General features: G+C 64.8%; 14 protein-coding genes, 1 tRNA gene and 1 pseudogene. 5 read left to right on the top strand and 11 right to left on the bottom strand.

The features are described from left to right. The first annotated feature begins 177 nt into the window (after positions 1-177). Complete coding sequence (locus ACYVHT_RS01715; RefSeq protein WP_460547303.1) at positions 178-4,833, top strand: M4 family metallopeptidase; 4,656 nt, start codon at positions 178-180, stop codon at positions 4,831-4,833. A gap of 111 nt (positions 4,834-4,944) precedes the next feature. Here ACYVHT_RS01715 and ACYVHT_RS01710 read toward each other — a convergent pair whose 3' ends face one another. From ACYVHT_RS01710 to ACYVHT_RS01695, 4 genes are all read right to left on the bottom strand, one after another. Continuing rightward, positions 4,945-5,685 carry a TIGR04283 family arsenosugar biosynthesis glycosyltransferase gene (locus tag ACYVHT_RS01710; RefSeq protein ID WP_460547301.1) on the bottom strand — a complete coding sequence of 247 codons (741 nt, stop codon included), beginning with the start codon at positions 5,683-5,685 and terminating at the stop codon, positions 4,945-4,947. A gap of 30 nt (positions 5,686-5,715) precedes the next feature. Then, on the bottom strand, positions 5,716-6,354 hold the full coding sequence (locus tag ACYVHT_RS01705) for a hypothetical protein (RefSeq protein ID WP_460547298.1): 639 nt from the start codon (positions 6,352-6,354) through the stop codon (positions 5,716-5,718). 75 nt (positions 6,355-6,429) lie between these two features. Next, positions 6,430-7,698, bottom strand: a complete 1,269-nt coding sequence (locus tag ACYVHT_RS01700) for a site-2 protease family protein (RefSeq protein WP_460547296.1) — start codon at positions 7,696-7,698, stop codon at positions 6,430-6,432. After that, positions 7,661-8,320 carry an HAD family hydrolase gene (locus ACYVHT_RS01695; RefSeq protein WP_460547294.1) on the bottom strand — a complete coding sequence of 220 codons (660 nt, stop codon included), beginning with the start codon at positions 8,318-8,320 and terminating at the stop codon, positions 7,661-7,663. The genes ACYVHT_RS01700 and ACYVHT_RS01695 overlap by 38 nt, the downstream gene beginning before the upstream one ends. 98 nt (positions 8,321-8,418) lie before the next feature. On the opposite strand from ACYVHT_RS01695, the gene ACYVHT_RS01690 reads away from it, so the two are divergent. The 3 genes from ACYVHT_RS01690 (at position 8,419) to ACYVHT_RS01680 (ending at position 11,209) form a co-directional block, all read left to right on the top strand. After that, a tRNA-Ile gene (locus ACYVHT_RS01690) sits at positions 8,419-8,492 on the top strand. 890 nt (positions 8,493-9,382) lie between these two features. Further along, entirely contained in the window at positions 9,383-10,456 is a 1,074-nt protein-coding gene (locus ACYVHT_RS01685; RefSeq protein ID WP_460547292.1) for an ice-binding family protein, read from the top strand. A gap of 246 nt (positions 10,457-10,702) precedes the next feature. Further along, a complete protein-coding gene (locus tag ACYVHT_RS01680) occupies positions 10,703-11,209 on the top strand; it encodes a hypothetical protein (RefSeq protein ID WP_460547290.1) in 507 nt (168 codons plus the stop codon). 123 nt (positions 11,210-11,332) lie between these two features. On the opposite strand, the gene ACYVHT_RS01675 is transcribed toward ACYVHT_RS01680, so the two are convergent. The 6 genes and pseudogenes from ACYVHT_RS01675 to ACYVHT_RS01650 all read right to left on the bottom strand — a co-directional run bounded on the left by ACYVHT_RS01675 (position 11,333) and on the right by ACYVHT_RS01650 (position 17,940). Beyond that, entirely contained in the window at positions 11,333-11,647 is a 315-nt protein-coding gene (locus ACYVHT_RS01675) for a hypothetical protein (RefSeq protein ID WP_460547288.1), read from the bottom strand. A 400-nt stretch (positions 11,648-12,047) separates the two neighbouring features. Beyond that, positions 12,048-12,323, bottom strand: a complete 276-nt coding sequence (locus ACYVHT_RS01670) for a T9SS type A sorting domain-containing protein (RefSeq protein WP_460547286.1) — start codon at positions 12,321-12,323, stop codon at positions 12,048-12,050. A 114-nt stretch (positions 12,324-12,437) separates the two neighbouring features. Then, a complete protein-coding gene (locus ACYVHT_RS01665; protein ID WP_460547284.1) occupies positions 12,438-12,713 on the bottom strand; it encodes an integrase core domain-containing protein in 276 nt (91 codons plus the stop codon). Continuing rightward, positions 12,680-12,853, bottom strand: a pseudogene (locus tag ACYVHT_RS01660) (transposase); the annotation flags it as partial. The gene ACYVHT_RS01665 and the pseudogene ACYVHT_RS01660, both read right to left, overlap by 34 nt. 168 nt (positions 12,854-13,021) lie before the next feature. Next, positions 13,022-14,011, bottom strand: a complete 990-nt coding sequence (locus ACYVHT_RS01655) for a quinone oxidoreductase family protein (protein ID WP_460547282.1) — start codon at positions 14,009-14,011, stop codon at positions 13,022-13,024. A 146-nt stretch (positions 14,012-14,157) separates the two neighbouring features. After that, positions 14,158-17,940, bottom strand: coding sequence for a glycosyl hydrolase (locus ACYVHT_RS01650; protein ID WP_460547280.1), 3,783 nt, complete (start codon positions 17,938-17,940; stop codon positions 14,158-14,160). A gap of 343 nt (positions 17,941-18,283) precedes the next feature. On the opposite strand from ACYVHT_RS01650, the gene ACYVHT_RS01645 reads away from it, so the two are divergent. Then, positions 18,284-18,988 carry a pirin family protein gene (locus ACYVHT_RS01645; protein WP_460547278.1) on the top strand — a complete coding sequence of 235 codons (705 nt, stop codon included), beginning with the start codon at positions 18,284-18,286 and terminating at the stop codon, positions 18,986-18,988. A 57-nt stretch (positions 18,989-19,045) separates the two neighbouring features. Here the strand turns inward: ACYVHT_RS01645 and ACYVHT_RS01640 are convergent, their stop codons facing one another. Continuing rightward, on the bottom strand, positions 19,046-20,101 hold the full coding sequence (locus ACYVHT_RS01640; protein ID WP_460547276.1) for a sensor histidine kinase: 1,056 nt from the start codon (positions 20,099-20,101) through the stop codon (positions 19,046-19,048). Between the last annotated feature and the right edge of the window lie 229 nt (positions 20,102-20,330).

Here is a 20,330-nt window from a genome sequence, read left to right as displayed (position 1 = left end):
GCAAAAATGGTGCCGCGCCGGGCCGCGGCCCGGGAGCGGCACTACAAAACGGGCAACATGCCGGTGCGGTGTGGCCGTGGGCTGCATCGGCGGGTTTTGTTTGCTTGCGGCAGCGTTTCCCGGACATTAAAAGTTGGTTATCTTTAGCCACAGCTTTTCACTCACATTACATTTCGCATGATTCAACCCTTACGCGCCGGGCTGCTGAGCGTGCTGCCGCTGCTGGCGGTGAGCGCCGCTGCGGCCCAAAGCCTGCCTGCCGATGGTTCGCCCCAGCTGCGGCATCTGCCCACCAAAACGGCCGCCGCGCAGCGGGCGCTGCCCCTCGACAGCCGCCAGCTGCTGCGCCAGGAGCTGGGCCTGCGCCCGGCCGACGACCTGCGCGCCCTGCGCACCGAAACCGACGACCTCGGCCAGCGGCACGAGCGGTTTCAGCAATACTACAATGGAGTGAAGGTGGAGCACGGCCAGTACACCGTGCACCGCGACGCCGGGGTGCTCAGTGGCGAGTTCAAGCCCGTGCCCACCAGCCTGAGCACCAAGCCTTCGCTAAGTGCCGCCGCCGCGCTGCGCTACGGCCTTGCCGCCGTGGGCGCCAGCCGCTACATGTGGGACGATGCCGCCGAAGAGGCCGGCCTGAAGCGCGAGCAGAGCAACCCCGCCGCCACTTACCGCCCCAGCGGCGAGCTGGTGATAGTGGAAGACTACCGCAACCCGGCCGCCACCCAGCGCCCGCTGGTGCTGGCCTGGAAGTTCAACATCTACGCCCAGCAGCCCGAGAGCCGCGCCTGGGTGTATGTGGATGCGCATACCGGGGCCGTGGTGCTGCAGGATGCCATCATTAAGCACGCCAGGGGCCTGATGCCGGCGGGTGCGGCGGAAACGCTTGCCAGACCGGCGATGAAACCGGCCGGCGTAAGCCGCGTAGCCACGCCGGCCACGGGCACGTTTGCCACGCGCTACGTGGGCACGCGGCAGGTAGCCACGGACCTGTCTGGCGGCAGCTACCGGTTGCGCGACTACACCCGTGCCGCTGGCATCGAAACCTACAACCTGCGCAACGGCACGACCCTGACCGCCGGCACCGACTTCACCGACAACGACAACAACTGGACGGCGGCCGAATTCAACAACACGGCCAAAGACAACGCCGCGCTCGACGCACACTTTGGCTCGACGCAGGTGTACGACTACTGGCTGACGGTGCACGGCCGCGACTCCTGGGATGGCCTGGGCAGCAAGCTGATTAACTACGTACACTACAGCGCCAACTACGACAACGCCAACTGGAACGGCACGGCCATGCGCTACGGCGACGGGGCCACGCTGTTCCGCCCGCTGACGGCGCTGGACGTGTGCGCCCATGAAACCGGCCACGGTGTGTGCCAGGCCACGGCCGGCCTGGTGTACCTGAACGAGTCGGGGGCGCTGAACGAAGGCTTTTCCGACATCTGGGGGGCCACCATTGAAAACTACGTGGACCCCACCAAGCAAACCTGGATAGTGGGCGAGGACATCTGCATCAACTCGGGGGGGCTGCGCTCGATGAGCAACCCGCTGAGCACGGGTGTGCTCTCGCCCTGCCCGGCCAACTACCGGGGCCAGCGCTGGGCTTTCGGCACGGCCGATAACGGCGGCGTACACACCAACTCGGGCGTGCTCAACCACTGGTACTACATTCTGAGCGTGGGCAAAACCGGCGTGAACGAGCAGCAGCAGGCTTATAGCGTGACCGGCATCGGCATTGCCAAGGCGGCCCGCATTGCCTACCGGGCCGAGCGCCTGTACCTCACCGCCAACTCCGACTACCGCTCGGCGCGGGTGTTCACCATTCAGGCTGCTACCGACCTGTTCGGGGCCAACTCGCCCGAAGTAGTGGCCGTGACCGATGCCTGGTATGCCGTGGGCCTGGGCACCAACAGCACCGCGCCCGCCACCACCCAGGCCCAGTGCCCCACCGATGATGCGGCCGTGCTCACGGCCACGGCCTCCTCAACCGCCCTGTGCGCCGGCGATGCCCTGACCCTGACGGCCACGGCTACCTTCCCGGCCACGCGCCGCCTGCGGAGCACCGCCTCGGTGGCCCTGCCCGACGGGGCTACCGCCTACACCGCCGTGCCCGTGTACAGCACTACTGCGGTCAATGGCACCACGTTGCAGCACGGCCTCGAAAACACCTACCGCAACTACTCCGGCGTGACGGGCGTGCGGGTGCGCCTCACCCACGCCCAGCCCGGCCAGGTGGCCCTGCGGCTGGCCATTCGCACGGCCAGCGGCACCGCGTACCAGACCCTGGCCACGGCCCTGCCCACGGCCAGCGGCCCGGCTACCTACGACCTGACTTTCACCGACACCACCCCCAATGCCCTGCCGGCCACGGCGGGCACCGCCCTCACGGGCACCTACCAGCCGGCTAACTCGTTTGCGGGGATGCTGGTGAATGGAACGCTGCTGGGCGTGAGCCTGGAAGCGCAGGATGGGCAGGCCGGCAGCACCGGCACCGTCGATTTGGTGGAGCTGCTGTTTGCCCGCGTCGCCACCGACGTGCCCTCGGTGCGCTGGGTAGGCCCGGGCGTGGAAACGGCCGGCCTGGTGGCCACCACCAGCCCGGCCGGCCCGGCCAATGGCGGCATTGCCACCTATAAGTACACCGTGCTGGCTTCGGACCCCTTTTTCGGCTGCACCAGCATCAAGGACCTGAGCGTGACCGTGGCCCAGCCCGTGCTCGCCGCCGCTGCCCTGCAAACGGAGCTGTGCGCCGGCCGGGGCCAGGCTTTCGGCACCGTGAACCTGCGCGTGACCGCCGACGACAGCGTGGCCAGCCAGACCTACCAGTGGACCGGCCCGGCCAGCTTTGCCCGCACCGGCAAGCGCGTGAATACCACGCCCACCACGGCCGGCCGCCTGCGCTACACCGTGCGCACCGCCACGCCGGTGTCGAACTGCGCCGCCCAGCAGACGGTGACCGTGATGGCCTACCGCCCCACCGCTGCCGCCCCCGCCGGGGCCGACTCGGTGGCCTGTGCCGGGGGCACCGCCCGCCTGCGCAGCCGTCCGTTCGAGAATCAGCTGAACGGCCCGTACCAGTTCACGGGCAGCGTGCAGATTCCTGACAATAATCCCACCGGCGTGCGGATTCCGCTGGTGGTGACGGGCTCGAACGAAAGCTTTTTCGACCTGCGCGGCATCCGCGTGAGCATCACCCACACCTACACCGGCGACCTGACCCTGTATGTGGAAGCGCCCGACGGCACCCGCGTCCTGCTGAGCCGCCAGAACGGTGGCGCCGGCCAGAACTACCAGAACACGCTGTTTGTGGATTCGGTAGGGGCCCGCGCCCTGAACAGCGGCACGGCTCCTTTCACCGGCGTGTGGAAGGCCGACGAGCCCACCGGCTTTGCCAAGCTGCGCAACGCCCCGCAGGCCGGCACCTGGAACCTGTTTGTGGTGGATGGCGGCCCTGCCGACGTGGGTCCCGTCACGGCCTGGAGCATCGTGACGCGCGATAACAACGTGACCTGGAGCGGCCCCAACGGCATCACGGCCACGGGCAGCAACGTGCTGGCCGCCGTGCCCGCCGCGCCCGGCCGCTACCGCTACATTGGCACCACCACGGCCGGCAGCTGCACCTTCCGCGACACCGTGGACGTGCGCGTGGCCCCCGGCCCGCAGTGGCGCCTGCGCCAGAACACCGACCTTGCCCTGGCCGCCAACTGGACCTGCCTGCCCACGCCCACCACCGATGCCGAGGTGCTGGGCACGGCCGCCGGCCAGCCCGTGCTCACCACCGGGCTGGTGCAGGTGCGCAACCTGACCGTGCGCGCCGGCACCGCGCTGGCGCTCAACGGCGGCACGTTGGAAGTATATGGCAGCCTGACGCTGGAAACCGGGGCCACCATTGCCGGCACCAGCGGCACGCTGAGCCTGCGCGGCCCGGCCGTGACGCTCAATGCGCCCACGGCCACAGCCATTAACGTGCCCCGCCTGCTGGTGAACCTGCCCGCCGCCGCCGATACGGCCCGCCTGGCCCAGGGCCTGACCGTGGGCACTGCCCTGACGGCCCAGCGCGGCATGCTGAAAACGCAGGCGGCTACGCTTGTCCTCGCGCAGGGGGCTACCATCAGCGAAACGGCCGATGCCTACGTATCGGGCCTGGTGCGGGCGACGGGCCTGGTTTCGACGGCCGGTACCCAGGATTTTGGCGGAGTGGGCCTGAGCATCAGCCAGGCTTCCAACGGCATTCAGGTAACGGTGAGCCGCAGAACCGACCAGGCCATTGGCCGCGCTCCGGCCCGCACCAGCATCCGGCGGTATTATGACGTGGGCTTCATTCCGGCCATTGCGGTGAGCGGGACCGTACGCGTGGGCTACCGCGACGCCGAGCTCAACGGCCTGGCCGAAGCCTCGTTGCAGCTCTACCGCGCCGGCAGCCTCGCCGGCCCCTGGACCCCGGTTGCCGCCAGCGGCCAGAACACCACCCTGAACTACGTGGAAGGCCCTGCCAACATCTCCGGCACCTGGACGCTGAGCACGCCCGCCGCCATTCTGCCCGTGCGCAGCGCGGCCGCCAGCAGCTTTGCCGTGCAGGCCATGCCGGTGCCATTTGGGGCCACGGGCTTTGCGCTTGCGCTGCAAACCTCCCGGCCGCAGCCCGCGGCCTCGGTGGCGGTGTACGACCTCACGGGCCGCCGGCTGGTGCAGCGCACGCTGGCCGTGCCCGCCGGCCTCAGCGCCGTGGCCCTGCCCGAAACCGGCCGCCTGGCCGCCGGCGTGTACCTGGTGCGTGTGGTGCTCGATGGCGAAACCCAAACATTACGCGTCACCCGGGAGTAAACGGCTGGTGGAATGTTACCTGTGCGAAAGCCCCGGCCGATTACCAGGCCGGGGCTTTTTCGTGGCCGCAGTGGCGGGGAATAGGCGCCGGGCTGCCCGCGCCGACGCCGCTCATAGCTTATCCTGCCGGATAAGCTTTCGGTAGAGCCGTAGCAGCGTTGGCTGCGACACGCCCAGGTAGTAGAGCCCCGCCAGCAGCAGGAACGTGCCCTGGAGCCGAAACACGCCATTGGCCAAATACTTGCGGGCGGAGGTGATGATGGGCCCGGGCAGCACGCGCAGCCGGGCATGGCGTTTCAGCCGGCCGATGATTTCCTGGTCCTCCATCAGCAACAGGTCTTCGCGAAAGCCGCCGGCCTGCTCGAATACGGTTTTCAGCACAAACAGGCTTTGGTCGCCAAACCGCACGGCGTTCACCTCAAAGCGCGTGAACCAGGCACTGGCCCGCAAAAACCAGTGCGGCGCATCGAACCCCAGCCGGTAGCAGCCGCAGCCAAAGCCCGCCGCCACCGCCCGGCGGATATCCGCCAGAAAGCCCCCGGGCGGCAGCGTATCGGCGTGCAGAAAATACAGAATGGTGCCCGTGGCCTGCGCCGCGCCGTAGTTGAGCTGCACGGCCCGGCCTTTGTGCGGGCAGGCCACCACGCGGGCCCCCGCCTGCCGGGCCCGGGCCGCCGTGGCATCGGTGCTCCGGCCATCGGCCACAATAATTTCTACCGCCGCATCGGCGGCCGCGCCGGCCCCGGCCAGGTGGTGCAGCAGCGCCCCAATGCCCGCCGCCTCGTTGTAAGTTGGGATGATGATGCTGACCAGCGCGGGGGCCGGGAGCGCGGAAGCGAGCTGCTGAACCATGGACTGCTAACGCGGCGGCCGCCCAAAAGGCTAGTTCAGGTACGGCGATTCGAGCTCCTGGCCCATGCTGTTGAGGGTGGCCGCGCCCCGGCGGCCGGTGAGGCGGGTGCTCAGGGCCTGGGCCTCGGGGGCGCTGAGCACTTCCAGCTCGCGCAGCCAGGCCACCCGGCGCAGCTGCGGCTCGATGAACCCCAGCGGATTGACCTGCCCGTACTCGCCGCGCAGGTAGGTTTTGGTGCGGCGCTCCAGCTCCGCGGCCAGCGTGCGAAACCGCTTGCGCTGCCACGGCCGCCCGGCCAGGGTAATAACCATGTTGGCCGTTTGCAGCCGAAACGTGCACCACTGCTGCTCAAACCGCAGCCAGCCGGCCAGCAGGTTGAGGCCCAGCACGGCCCCCCAGCCGTAGAGCGCGGCCGGAGCCGTGCCCGTGGCCAGCCACTCGCGCCACGGGCCATAGCCCAGAAAAGCCAGCAGCAAGCCCGTGAGCAGCAGCTGATTGGTAGGAATGTGGCGGTGCTCGCCAAACTTAACCGGCAAAATTTCTTCGTAGGGAACTTCGGTTTCGAGCGTGGCCACGCCTTGCGGGTTGCGCTTGCACACGTAAAGACTTTCGGCCCGTAGCGCCAGGTGCGTGCTGCCCAGAAAAAGCTGTTTTTGGGTAAAAATCATTCAGGAAGGAAAAAGAAGGGTAGAGAGGGATTGTGATAAACTAATTGATGCAGAGGGTTTTTAACCGGTAATTGTTCAGCCAAAGGGGCTGGGCGTGAAGCAGAGCACAAAAATAGCCACCATCGCCCAGCCCAGTACCTGGCGGCCCCGGCTCAGGCCGCGCTCATCGGGCGCGGGCGGGTGGTAGATGCCCGTGAAGCGCCCCAGCAGCAGCCCAAACACCAGCCAGCCCGGATTGCCCAAAACGCCGGGCCACACCACCGTGCAGGCCACCTGCGCCCCCCAGATGCCCGCCGCCAGCAGCAGGCCCTGAGCCGGCCGGGGCAGCACCCGCCAGCATATCAGCGCCAGGTAGCCGGCGTAAACCGGCCCGCCGTAGGCCCAGGTCTGCCAGTCGCTGTGCAGCGAGAAAAGGCCCAGGCCGGCATAAAAAATAAAGCCCACGAACAGCACCGGCACCAGTCGGTTGAAGCGCCCCGGTCCCAGCAGGCCGTAGAGGATGTGGCCGCCGTCGAGCTGGCCCATCGGCAGCAGGTTCAGCGCCGTGAAAAACAGGCTGAGCTCGCCGGCCAGCAGCAGCGGGTAGTGCATCAGCTCGTTGGGGTGGGGGAGAAGAGCGGGATTGGCGAAGGCATGTTCGAGCCACTGGTAGAGCAGCGGCCGGGCGAGCGTGAGCGCAGTGCTATTTGGTGGATACACGTATTGCGCGTAGTTGGCCCCATAACGGGCATATTCCGGATGGATTTTGAATAAATAATCTGCCAGCGGCGGCAAATGCGTGAAGCCGTAAATCAGCAGCGGCACCGCTACCAGAAAGCCTGCCAGCGGCCCGGCCAGTCCGATATCGAAGAACTCGCGCCGCGAAAAAATGCGCTCCCGAATGCGAATGACGGCCCCAAAGGTGCCCAGCCCCATCGGAAAGGGGATGTAGTACGGCAGCGAAACCCGGACCCGGTTGTAGCGCGCCGTGAAATAATGCCCGAACTCGTGCACCGTGAGCACCCCCAAGAACGGCAGCGCAAACCACAGCCCCGGCCGCAACGCCGCCCACAGCGCCGCCCTGCGCAGCGAAAACACCTCAACGGGCAAAACATCGACCGCGCCCCGCGTGAGCTGCACGCCCGCCAGCGTGGTGGTCGCCAGCGTAAGCAGAAACAGCCCCAGGTGCACCACGGCCGTGCGTGCCGGCGAGGGCGCCGGCCGCTCAAACCGCCGAAACAGCCGGCGGGCCCGCGCCAGCTCGGCCGGGGCGGCGGCCACGGGCGGTGGGGCGGCGGCATCGGCCGGAAAGCCGAGGAAATCAGGTTCAGGGGCGGGCGGGGGCGTATTCTCGGGGAAAGGCACGGAGGGCTTCGGGCAGGGCGGACGTGAGGGTGAGGGGCGGGGCCAGGTGCAGCACCCGCAGCCCCAGGCGACGGGCCGTGGCAATGTGCTGCGGGCTATCCTCGATAAACAGGGTATCAACAGCGCGCCAGCCCATTTCGTCCAGCGCGTGGCGGAATATTTCTTCGCCCGGCTTGCGCAGGCCCACTTCCTGCGAGTAAAAAACACGGTCCAGCACATCGGCAATGCCGTTTTGGAAGCCGTATTGCCGGGCCAGCCGCTGGTTTATCTCGGCAATGTGCAGCGCGTTGGTATTGCTGAGCAAAGCCGTTTGATGTCCCTGCGCCCGCAGCGCGCCAATGAGGGCGAGGCGCTCGGCGGGCACATCGAGCAGCATGGCGTGCCAGGCAGCATCCAGCTCGGCATCGGTGGCCTCCAGGTGGTAAGCGGCCCGCAGGCCGGCACGGAATTCGGCCGGGGAAAGGTGGCCGGTTTCGAACCGGTCGAACAGCGCTGCCTGGCTCGCCTGCGTGAATTCTACGGTGCTGCCCGTGCGGCTCAGGCGGCGCATGGCGGCCGGAGTAGCGGCATAATCGATGTCGATAATGACACCGCCAAAATCAAATAGTAAGTTGGGAAGCATGAGCTGACTTGGTTTTCCATCGGCGAAGGTCGTACTTTTGCCTCGTTGGAGCGCCGGCAACGGCAGGGTTGAGGTGAAAGATGACTACCTCCGGCACCGGGCCTATAGCTCAATCGGTTAGAGCAGCTGACTCATAATCAGCAGGTCACTGGTTCGATTCCAGTTGGGCCCACACAATACCCCGTTTCTGCCTCAGAAGCGGGGTTTTTGCTTTATCGGGGTACGGCTGGGGGTGCAAGGTGAGGTGGTCTAGCTAAGCCGGACAGAGTTGGGACGTTGTTTGAAGGTGTGTTTCGAAGTGGTTTGGGGCAAGGTAGCCGAGCGCCGAATGCCGCCAGCAAATCATCGTGGCCCGTCTGGCTGCACTGGAGGAGGCAACCATTGATGCCGAACTACGTGCGTCGGAATCACCCGCCCCAGCGCCACCCACCCCCGAGCCACCCCGCAAGCCCCGAACGAAGAAAGGAGAGGAGTAAACATGAAGCCCCGCCCCCTCCGAGCAGAGCTTTTTCATGCTCTGAGTCCCGAACGAAGAAAGAGGAATGGTTAATGATGGGAAATGTTGCATTTTTTAGATTGTTACTAAGCGGGGTGATGATATTGCTCTATCGCGAAAAGCTCATTGTGTAGCCTTCTTATTCTATTATTGGGATGCTTTGTTGTGCAATGGCCACCCATTAGCTGCTTGTTAGCTTTTATTAAAATTGCAATAACCCAATTTGGGAATGCCAAAACTATGCGGGGCATATGCCGTTGAGCCATTCAGATTCAGGTCGTGACGAGCTTGTCTTAGCCCCGACCGATTCGCTCCTGCCAGCGGGTAATGGCCTCGTGTGCTGAGCGGGTATCAGTCCGGCTATTGCATCCGGCGCCGAATCATCGGCACGCTGGCCAATTGGCTGGCTACCTTCTTTCCCCCCTGTGAAAGCCTATCGTTTTGTTACCCGCCATTTCCCCCAATTGCATTCGGTCTGCCTGCTAGTGGCGGCCATCCTGCTAATCTCCCCCGCGTGTTTTGCCCAAGTCGTGCCCCCCTCGATGGGAATTGCGTCCAATTTTGCCTTGTTTACCGCGGTCGGGGCCTTCAACAACGTAGGCTCCTCCGTCGTGACGGGCAATATCGGCACCAACGTCGGGGCGTTCAGCGGGTTTCCCCTGGGCGTGGTTACTTCCGGCGGCATCCACATTGCCGATGCTACTGCTACCCAAGCCGCTACTGCAGTGGAAACGGCTTATACCTACGTTGCGAGCATTGGGAATGCGGTGCCGCTGGCCGCCTACGGCGGAATGCCGTCGCAAACCCTGACCCCTGGTGCCTACGTCGTGGGCGCTGCCACCACACTGGCTGGTAGCTTGATTCTCGACGCGCAGAACGACCCGAATGCCGTCTTCTTTCTGCGGGTAAACGGGGCCTTGACCACGGCCGCCGGTTCGACGGTGACGTTGGTGGGCGGCGCGTTGGCGAGCAACGTGTACTGGCAGGTTGGCGGCTTGCTCATCCTGGGCCAGAACTCCGTGATGCGGGGCACGCTGCTGGTTGACGGCGGCATCAACCTCATCCAGGGGGCCACGCTCCTGGGCCGGGGCCTGTCCCGGGCCGGGGCCATTAGCCTGGACACGAACGTCGTGACGGGTTTCGTCATCAGCGGGCCCTTGCCGGTGACGCTGGTCAGCTTTTCAGCTACCCGGCAAGAACGCCGCGTACTGGTGCAGTGGACCACGGCCAGCGAAAAGAATAGCCAAAGCTTTGCCGTGGAGTGGAGCCCGACCGGCACCACGGGCTGGGAAACGCTGGCCACCCAGGCAGCGGCGGGCACTAGTACGTCTGCGAGAAGCTATCAGGCAGTAGATGAGCGCCCCGGTACCGGCGTGCGCTATTACCGCCTGCGGAGCATCGACCTTGACGGAACTTCCGTCCTGAGCAGTCTGCGCGCGGTAACCCTCAATGGCGTGCCCGCGCTGGCTGAGCTGTTCCCCAATCCGGTGCTCCAGGCGCTGACCGTGACCGGCGTACAGCCCGGCAGCCGTCTTACGTTACTAGACCTGGCTGGCAGAACCCAGCAGCAGCAGCAGGCCGGTGATGGCGGTACGGAATACATGACGACCAGTGGCTTGCAAGCGGGCAGCTTTTGTTGAAGGTCGTTTCGACGGCAGGCGTGGCTACAACCTTAAAACTACAGAAGCAATAAGGAGCAGCAGATGCAACACGAAAAAGCCCTGCTTACCCCAAGTGGGGCTTTTTCATGTCCGGCCCACGCCACGAGCGAAGAAAGGGGAGAAGTAGAAAACGTCTTGCCTCACGGTAATTTCATGGGCATCGTACGTACTTGTAGGCATTCCTGCCGTGACGGCCTGCCCGTCCCGGCCTACCTGCTGCCGTGTATGCCCATTCCCTTGACCGATTTTGGCGCTCTGCCTCAGCCAGAGCAGTTGGCCTTGCTGGCGCAGCAGGGGGCGCTGCTCACCGAACTGGGCCAGGGGGCCTACCGGGTAAAGCTCTACCACCTGCCGGGCGGCTTTTTCTGCGAGGTGTACCTCGACATCGAGCACCGGGTCGTGCTGCAGGTGCTGCCCTTCACCAGCACCGACCAACTCGACGACTACACCGCCGCCATCACGCTCCCGGAGCTCGCCGCCCTGCCCCTGATTCACCTGGCCGCCGCGCCCCCTCGTCCGGCCCCGAGCGCTGCGCCCCGGCCTTCCTGGAGCCTGCGGGGCCTGCTCCGTGGGCTGTGGGAAAGACTCCTGCAGCGGAAGCGTGGGCGTACCCCCAGGGCAGCGGCGGGCTCCGCCAGCGTCGAAGTGACCCGAAGCGGCCTTCCGGCGGCCACGAAGCGCCCTTCCCGGGCGAATACCCCACTACGACCAGGCGACCCGGGCAAGCCCTAAAAGCCCCACGGGTAGGAGAGGCCCACCCAGTGAGGCTTTTGCATGGCTGCGCCTTAGCGAAGCGAGGCGCAAATACAAAAAGCCCCGGCAGTACCAGGGCTTTTAGTGGACAGGCAACGAGCCTTAGCGCCGCTTGCGGAAGATGCTGCGGGTGGGCTGGGCCCCGGCCTGGGCCTGGTTGGCGCGGGGCTGGTCGTTGCGGCCGGTGCCATGGTCGAGGTCGCGCGCGGGCAAGCCGTTGGGAAAGGTGGGGCTGGTGGTGCCGCCCAGGTGCTTGTCGGTGTAGCCATTATGGTACGCGGGCACCGCTGCGGCGGGCACGGCCTTGGGTTGGTCCGGGAGGCCGGCTGACTGCGCTACGGGCTTCGTGGCAAGGGGCACCTGGGCCACTACAGGGCCGGCAGCCAGGCCAAGGGCAAGTAAAAGAAGGATACGCATGGGAAAGGGGATAACGGCCAGCGCATAGCTGGCTTCCGGCTTATACGGCAAACCAACCGAACGAGCCATACCCCAAGCAAAGAAAGGGGAGGAGTAGCCCACAAAAAAGGCCGTTGCCTTGCGGCAACGGCCTCGAAAGTAGCGAGCCCTGGCTTTGAGGCGTCTACCCCACCTGTTCAGCCAGAACCACGCGGCACGAGGAGGTCCTTCCTTTCCACATTTCCAGCCCGTGCGGGGTACTTATGGGGCAAAAATAGCCCGGTGGTAATCTGTCTTGCCCGCTACTCTTTCCCAACAAAACTGTTTTCTCGCCCAATGGCCTGCATAACCCGGTGAAGGCAGCGCCCACAATAAAGCCCCGACCAAGTGGCCGAGGCTTTTTGCGATGAAGCAGGGGCGCTTAGTGCGTCACCTGAATCTGCTGGTTGATAACTGTTTTCTCCTGGTTCGTCCGCAGGTTGTACGTGCCCGCTGGCAGGGTGCGTACGTCCAGCTTGCCCTTGGCGTCAGGCTGCCGCACCACTTTGCCCTGGTCGTTGAGCAATACGGCATTCGTGGCCCCTTCCGGCATGTTCAGTACGTCGCTGGCCGGGTTCGGATAGGCCGTGCTGCGCATGGCCGGGCAGGCATCTACGTAGGTACTGGTCTGATGGGTGGTGCCGTCGGGTAGCTTCACAACCAAGGTGTAGGTAATGCTTGCGCTAGGGCTGGTAGGTGGATTGATAGATGGGTTGAGCAGACTGGAAAAACTGGTTGTGTTGGTGCCCTGGTAACAATTGAGGTGGTCCAATTACGCTGGCCAGTTTAGGGCGTTAGTTTGAAGAAGCTGTTGATGAGTGTGATAGGGCGTCTGATAGTTGATACTAGAGTGCGCGCGCTCGTGGTTGTAATAGTCAAAATAGTCGGCGACGCTGGCCTGGGCGTTGGCCAGGTCGGTAAAAACGGGCCGCTCGCGGACTTCGAGCACCTTCGTTTTGAGGCGTGACCAGAGACTTTCGGCTCGCGCATTGTCGTAGCAGTCGCCGCGGCGGCTCTGCGGGCCGCCGCGAGGGCCTCTTTCTGCCACTTGTAGAGCAGTTTGGGGCTGCTACTGAGCGCGCGGGCGGCTGCCTGGGTGGAGCGGCTCTCGCCCGCCAGGCGGAGGGCCTCGACGTGGAAGGCGGCGTCATAACGCCGACGTTTGGCAGGTTGGGGGCTGTCCTTCATGACATTCGAAAGATAAGGCCCTGTTCTGTCCAGATTTACCCGACCACCTCAACTTGTCATCGTATTCGGGAGCGGGTCAGATAATATGCTGTCCCGGCCGGTGACGCCTGCCAACGTGATGGTACCGAAATGGGCCACAATTGCCGCTCGCGGCGGCCGGGTTCTACTTCAGAAAGTGAGCACCACTTTGCCAAAGGGCCGCTCTTCCTGAAGGTATTGCTGGGCGGCAGCGGCTTCGGCCAGGGGGAGGGACCGGGCCACCAGCGGCTGCAGCTTCCCGGCTTGGGCCAGCGGCGCAAGCTGCTCGAACAGTTGGCGGTAAGTGCCTGGTAGCCGGTGGTTCAGCGTGATGCCGTGCATGGAAATCTGTTTCCAGACAAAATCCGTGATGGTGACGGTTGCCTCCCGGCCGGCGGCGTAGCCAATTACGACCAGGCTGCCGCCGGGCCGCAGCGCACTCAGCGCCGGGCCCGTGAGCGCACCGCCCAGGCTGTCCACTACCACATCTACCCCAGCGCCATCCGTCAGCCGGGCTACCCCGTCTGGTATGCTTTCCTGCGATAAATCGATGACGTGCGGGTAGCCGGCCTGCCGGGCCAGCTCCGCCTTGGCCGTCGAGCCGGCGGTGCTGATGACCTGCGCCGCGCCCTGGGCCTGGGCCAGCTGAATGGCCGCGTTGCCAACGGCCCCTCCTACGCCCAGCGCCAACACGCGCTGCCCGGCCCGAAAACCAACTTTTTCCAGGCACAGCTGCGCCGAAAGGTAGGCTATGCTAAAGCTAGCGGCGGCCGTGTCGCTGAGAGTGGCCGGCGTATTCACTACTTCCAGCGGGTCCAGCACCAGCAGTTCCTGCCAGGTGCCCGCCTCCGCCAGGCCCCGAAGGGCCCCGGTGAGCAGGTTGGGCAGCACCAGCACGCGGGTGCCGGCCGGGAACTCGGCGTTACCTGTTTCCACCACTCCCACGCCCTCACCGCCCGGAATGTGGGGGAGCTGCCGGGCCCCCTGGTGGAGCCCCCGCCGGATAAAATCATCCAAGGGGTTGACGGACGCTGCCGTCATGCGCACTAGTAATTGGTCGGGCGCGGGCTGCGGCGCGGGCACGTCCACCACATGCAGGCGGTCGTAGCCGCCGAACTCGTTATACTGGATGACTTTCATGGGAAAAGAAGCTGGTATGGCGTAAAAAATTTGGATGTAATGGACCGCTCTGCGGCAACCGTCGTAGTGGGTGACGTCTGACAAGTGCAGCGTTTATCGGCTGCTAAGAGCTTGACTGGTTGCGCGCTATTCTCCGAGTCATTGGGTTAGCGCACCAGCAGGCGTAGGGCCTGGCTGCCCGTGCGCACCACGTACAATCCGCCGGGCAGGCCGGCGGGCAGCGCCAGCGTAGCGGTGCCGTTTTCCTTGGCAGTGGCCGTGGCTACGGTGCGGCCCAGCGCATCGAGCAGCAGCACTGCGCTACCGGCCGGGGCCCCGGCCAGCGTGACGCTGGTGTGCGCCGGGTTAGGGTACAGGCTCAGGCCGGCCGGGCGGGCCAGGGCAACCAACCGCACCGGCGAATAAGCTGCATTGCCATCCACATCCACCTGCCGCAGGCGGTAGTAGAGCCGGGTCGCGCCCGCTGGCAGGGCCGCGTCGGGATAGTGGTAAGCGGTGGCTTGGGTGGTAGTGCCCTGCGCCGCCACGCGGGCGAGTTGGGTAAACGTCGTGCCATCCAGGCTGCGCTCGACTTCAAAGCGGGCGCTGTTGGTTTCCGAGGCGGTGTGCCAGGCCAAAGCCACCGCGTTGCCAGTGGCCCGGGCCGTGAAGGCAACAAGCGTGACGGGCAGCGGCCCGGTTACTGTGGCGGTGCCGCAGGCGGTCAGCTCGTAGATGGAGTAGCCGTAGGGTGTGGTGCGGGCCGTGCCGGCCATGCGCAGGTAGCGCCACGAACCCGTCACGCTGAACACGTCGGTGCGCGACTGGCCGGCCGGAAGGGGCGGCTGGTTGGTTTTGGTGCCCAGCGGTTGCCAGGTCACGCTGTCTACCGAGCCCAGCAGGGTGTAATCTTTGGCGCTGGCATTTTCCCAGGCAATGGTTACGGTGCTCAGGGGCATGGCGCGGCCGTAGTCCACGGTGAGCTGCTGCGGGTCCGAAAACTGGCTTTCCCAGCGCGAGCCCGGGTCGCCGTCGGCGGCCTGGGGGGCGTTGCTGGGCGTGGCCATGCTCGATGAGGCCGCCACGCGCGTGGCCAGCAGGTTGTAGCAGCCGCTGGGCACAGTGCCCGTGGTGGGCAGGGCCGGAAAGGTCAGGAGCGTGTGCGCCGGGATGAGGGCCGAGGCGACGACCGTACCGGCCGCATCGTACACGGTGGCCGTGCGGGCCGTGGCCTCGGGGTTGTAGGCCGTGGCGTGGCTGAACGCGCCGTTGCGCTCAAACACGCTGCTGGTCGGGAAATCGGTGTGGAAGCGCGTGGAGAAGAACCCTACATTCTGCTGGGCGTGGGCGTAGAAATAGGTCAGACCGGCCACCTCCTTGTCGTCCATGATGTAATGCGGGTCGGTCGGGGCCAGCTGGTAATTGGCTGCCAGCAGGCGCGTCACATATTTTGAGTCAAACAGGTACTTGAAGCCCAGCACCACGTGGCTCCAATCGTCTTCCTGGAAGTCCAGCTCGGTGGCGTAGCCCTGCTCGGCCTGCGACTCGCGCAGCATGTCGCGGTATTCGCTGGCGGCCCAGACCGTGTCGCGGGCCAGGTAGCTCAGGCCGGGGTTCACGGGCAGGTACTCGATGCCGTGCACGTACTTTTCCTGGTCGCCGAAGTAGGTGACGTGCCCGATGCCCTGGTTGGAGAGGATAGCGCCCATGCGGCGCTTGGCGGCGTAGGCGGCCGGGAAGTTGCGGTGCTTCCAGTCAAACCAGTATTCCAGGCTGGCGGCGGCCTCGCTGCTGTAGCCGAAGGCCCCGGCGGCGCGCATGGCCGGGTCGTGCAGCACGTCGCCCAGCAGAAACAAGCCCATCCAGCCCTGCATCGACTCCGACGATGATTCCTGGTTGTTGCCGTTGCCCGCGCTGGTGCCGCCGGCGTAGCTGTGGCCCACCCAGGGGTCGAAGGTGCGCATCCACGGGAACTGGGTGTCGGCTTTGTCCCAGTTGGCGTACTGCTTGGCAATGCGCCGGGCCATGCCGCCGTACTGGGCATCAGTCAGAAAATCAGGGTCGAGCATGCCGTACAGGGCGCAGGCCAGCGTGAAATAGCCGTAGTGGAAGTGGTTGTCCACGAACTGGTCGGACCCAAAATTCTGGTTGAAGCCGATGAGGGCGCCCCACCGGTCGTAGCGGGCAAAGTAGCGGGAGGTTTCGCCCGGCGCATACGTCAGCCAGTTAACCAGTACGGCGCGGGCCTTGGCCTGCAGGGTGGGGTAGGCCTGGTGGTTCAGCTCCCGGGCCAGCAGCGCCATTTTCATGTGCTGCACCAGGTCCTTGCCCCCGAAATAAGTGTCGTCGCGGTTGAGCGGGTTGCCCGCGTAGGCCGTTACGAGGTCAAACAGCTTCTGGGCGTCGTAGGGATGGGCATCGGCCGCGTTGCGGTACGGCGCATTGTAGGAGGGAATGATGCCCTGGAAGTCGTAGGAGAAGGCGAAGCTGGTGCCGGCCGCCGTGCGTAGCGTGCCGCGTGGGCTCACGTAATCGTAGGGCGAGAAGGCGATGGTGTGGACCGCGTTCTGGTAGAGGTGGGGCAGGAAGCCTTGCAGCGTGGCCCCGCCGGCGGCGCCGGTTTGCAGGTTGGTGGTGGTCAGGGTCCAGGTCAGGCCGACTTTGCCGCCGGCCGCGTCGTACTGGTAGCTCACCTGGGTGTCGGCCACCTTGTTGTAGGCGTAGGCATCGTAGGCCATCAGGCGCTGGCCGGCGGCCTGGTCGGTGGCCGCGTTCAGGGCCGATACCACGAAGTAGCTGTTGGCCGAGCCCGGCGTGAGCACCAGCTGCGGCTGCTGGTTGGCATCCGAAGCCCAGCGCGAGCCCAGGTTGCCGTCGTTGAGCTGCGCGGCAATGAAGTTGCCCGTGGTTTGCGTCGAAGACACGGTAACCGGCTGGCTCTGCGACACCAGTGCGGGGCCGTCAAACACCTGCATCTCAAAAAGCGAATAGCCGAAATTGGTGGCCCGCCGGTTCAGCAGCAGCCGCACGTACTGGCCGGCTTTGCCGGCCGCCGCCACGTTCAGGTCCTCACTGCCGCCGGGGCTGGTCGTGGTGGCGTACACGTCCTGCCAGCTCAGGTTGTCGTCCGATACCTGCAGCTTATAGGCCGAAGCGTAGGCGGCCTCCCAGTACAGCTTTACCCGCGACACATTGTGGCGCGCGCCCAGGTTGATGGTGGCAAACTGCTGCCCTTCCAGGTTCACGGAGCTGCCCGGGGCCAGGTGCAGACCGAAGTAGCGCCCGTCGGTATTCACCACAAACGAGCTGGTGGCCGGCAGCGCCAGCGGCGTGCCCGCTGCATCCAGGTACGTTGCGTCTTTTTCAAACGTGAAACGGGGATTAATCCCCTGCGTTTCGACCCACACAAAGGGCACGCCGTGGGCCATCGTCGCCTTCAGGCTTTTGCCCGAGGTGGTGTCGGGCAGGCTCATCACCAGGCCCCAGTCGCTCCAGTTTTCGGCCAGGGCCGTGCTGGGCGTGTAGCCGGCGGCCGTGATGCGCAGGTTGCCGCCGTAGTGCATATCGTAGCCCCCGCCGTGGTCGGCCGGCGTGGCGGGTACGTTCACGTCGATGCTGTTGGGGAAGTTGAAATTGAGGCCGTTAGGGTCGGGGTCGGTCACGAGCGGGTACACCCAGAGCAGGCCGGCGTCTTTGCCGCGCACCAGCAGGTCGGTCCACCAGTCATTGGTCGGGATGGGGCCGCTTTTCTTGTTGCGGGCCACGTAAATCGGCTGGGTGTACACAAAGTCGTGCTGCGGGCCCGGGGCCACTGCATTGGGCGGAAACGAGGCGTAGCTGCCGGCGCCCACCGGCACCACTGCCTGGGCCTGCGCCCCCCGCCCGGCCAGCGCCAATAGCGCCACCAGCAAAAGTCCTCGAATAACAGATGGGGTAGTTAAGTGAAGCATTGGAAAAGCATTAGGTGGAGGCTGCCCAGGGCCGGCAGCACGAGCAATTGGCTTGGTTGGTGCACAACGAATAGGGTGCCACCGACGGCTTCGACCAGGTAAAAATGCCAAATTATGAATTTATAAAGCTGTTTTTCAAAGACTTTGCTCAATGTCATGCCTTGCCTGCCAACAAGTCCAATCGGTAGGCCGCCTCCGATAGATTGGAGAAAATCCAATATGCCGGGAGCGTTGGAGATTGAGCCCGGCCGCTTGCGCCGTTGCTTCTTCCCCATTCTCCGGCACTACCCGGAAATCTCAACCACTACCCATTTCATTTACCCATTTCATTTCTTCCCAAACCATGAACATTACCCTTTTGAAAGCCGCCCAGCGGGGCCTGATGCAGCACCGGGAGTTTAAAGGCTACCCCTTATTCAGCAACGGCGCGTCCGGCACCGGCCGGCCCGCCAGCTTCGGCGCCATCTATGTTTTCAACGACGACTACCTGTTTCCGAAGTCCGGCCTGGGCATGCACCCGCATGCCAACGTGGAGATTATCACGGTGATGCTGGCGGGCCAGGAATCGCACGAAGACAGCCTGGGCTACCACCAAATACTGCCCGCCGGGGCGGTGCAATTGATAAGCGCCGGCACCGGCATGCAGCACGCCGGCGGCAATATCTCCGATTCGGAAGACTCGCGGCACCTGCAAATCTGGGTGGCCCCGCGCCGCCAAAACACCAGGCCGGCCGTGCAGCTATACCCTGCCCCGACGAGTGCCCCTGCAAATGAGTGGCGGTGCGAAGTATCGCCCAACGGCCAGCAGGGCAGCCTCACCATTCAGCAGGAAGCCTGGCTTTTTCAGGGCCGGTTTGCGCCCGGCACGGTGCGCTACGCCCTGCAGCAGCCGGGACATGGCGTGCTGCTTTACGTGCTGGCCGGCAACATCACGCTCGATGACGTGACTGCTGCCCAGGAAGATACCCTGTTCATCACCGATGCCGCCAGCCTGGAAATCCAGGTGGCGGAAGATGCTTCGCTGCTGCTGATGGAAACCGTCTTGTAGCGGGCGTAGCCGGCATCCTATCCGGATGCTGGCCACGCGCGCCACCCGCCTGCCCGGCTAGGCCGCCCAGGCGGGTGGCGCGGCCTTGCGCGCCGCCTCAAATTCGAGGCGAATGCGGACGCCCGGCCCGGGCTCGAAGGTGAGGGTGGCCATGAGCTGCTCGCTGAGCCCGCGCAGCATGGTCATGCCCAGCGTGCGGCTGCCGGCCATGTCCAGCCCCGCGGGCAGGCCAATGCCATCGTCGGCCAGCAACAGCCGGTAGCGGGCCGGGCCCACCTCCGTCAGGCCGACGGTGAGGCTGCCGGCCCGCCCATCCGGAAAGGCATATTTCAGCGAGTTGGTGATGACTTCGTTGATAATCAGGCCCAGCGGCGTGGCCAGGGCCACCTCCAGCTCAACGGCCGACACCTCCAGGCACGTATGGACCAAGTCCTCCTGGTCGAAAGAAGTGACCAGGTGCTCCACAATTTCCTGGATGTACTCCGGCATATTCACGCGGGCAATGTTCTGCGCCTGGTAGAGCTTCTGGTGAATCAGGGCCATGGCCTGGATGCGGTTCTGGCTTTCCCGAATAATGGCCAGCGTGTGCGCGTCGCGCAGATGGTCGGTTTGGGAGGCCAGCAGCTCGTTCACAATCTGCAGGTTGTTTTTCACCCGGTGGTGGATTTCCTTCAGCATCCATTCCTTCTCCACCAGCAGGCCCTCCTTTTCCCCCAATACCTGCTCCAGCGAGTGGTTTTTGTGGTCGATTTCGCGCTGCTGCGCCTCCAGCAGCTGGTTGCTGCGCTGCTTGATGCGGTAGCGGTTGTAGCTCACCCCGAGCAGCAGCGCGAGCAAAACGGCGCAGGCCAGCACGGCGTTGCGCTGGGTTTGCTGGCGGGCCAGGTTGGCCTGCTGGGCCTGGCTCTGCTTGGTGAGCAGGGCGATGCGTTGTTCGCGCTTGTCGGTTTCGTTCTGAATGCGCAGCACTGCCATCTGCTTGCCGTTTTTCTCGCTGAAAATGCTGTCGGTAAGCGTCTTGTAGTGCTTGTAATGCGCAATTGCCGCTGGTAAATTGCCTTGGGCCGAATCAGCTTGAAACAGCAGCAGGTGCAGGTTAGCTATGACTGGCAAGGTGTTAACATGCTCGGATGCTGCCAATGCTTTGGTGAGCATAAGCTCCGCGTTAGCGTGCTGGTGCTTAGCCAGATAATACCTCCCTATCGTTTTGTACACGCGTGCCTGGATGTAATAATCAAAATACTCATCCTTTATGCTATGCTGCTTCGTCAGGGCCAGCATTTGGGCGCAGACTGCGCCTGCCTGCGCATACTGCTGCATGGCCAGGTAGCATTTGGCCAAT

This window comes from Hymenobacter daeguensis (genome assembly GCF_054780555.1).
The sequence above is the reverse complement of the archived record's forward strand: the minus strand, read 5'-3'. Positions and strand labels throughout refer to the sequence as shown.

Excerpts from the sequence above, each read along its gene's own strand:
- ACYVHT_RS01655 (WP_460547282.1), bottom strand. The coding sequence starts at position 14,011 with ATGAAAGTCATCCAGTATAACGAGTTCGGCGGCTACGACCGCCTGCAT.
- ACYVHT_RS01710 (WP_460547301.1), bottom strand. The coding sequence starts at position 5,685 with ATGGTTCAGCAGCTCGCTTCCGCGCTCCCGGCCCCCGCGCTGGTCAGC.
- ACYVHT_RS01705 (WP_460547298.1), bottom strand. The coding sequence starts at position 6,354 with ATGATTTTTACCCAAAAACAGCTTTTTCTGGGCAGCACGCACCTGGCG.
- ACYVHT_RS01645 (WP_460547278.1), top strand. The coding sequence starts at position 18,284 with ATGAACATTACCCTTTTGAAAGCCGCCCAGCGGGGCCTGATGCAGCAC.
- ACYVHT_RS01650 (WP_460547280.1), bottom strand. The coding sequence starts at position 17,940 with ATGCTTCACTTAACTACCCCATCTGTTATTCGAGGACTTTTGCTGGTG.
- ACYVHT_RS01680 (WP_460547290.1), top strand. The coding sequence starts at position 10,703 with ATGCCCATTCCCTTGACCGATTTTGGCGCTCTGCCTCAGCCAGAGCAG.
- ACYVHT_RS01715 (WP_460547303.1), top strand. The coding sequence starts at position 178 with ATGATTCAACCCTTACGCGCCGGGCTGCTGAGCGTGCTGCCGCTGCTG.
- ACYVHT_RS01695 (WP_460547294.1), bottom strand. The coding sequence starts at position 8,320 with ATGCTTCCCAACTTACTATTTGATTTTGGCGGTGTCATTATCGACATC.
- ACYVHT_RS01675 (WP_460547288.1), bottom strand. The coding sequence starts at position 11,647 with ATGCGTATCCTTCTTTTACTTGCCCTTGGCCTGGCTGCCGGCCCTGTA.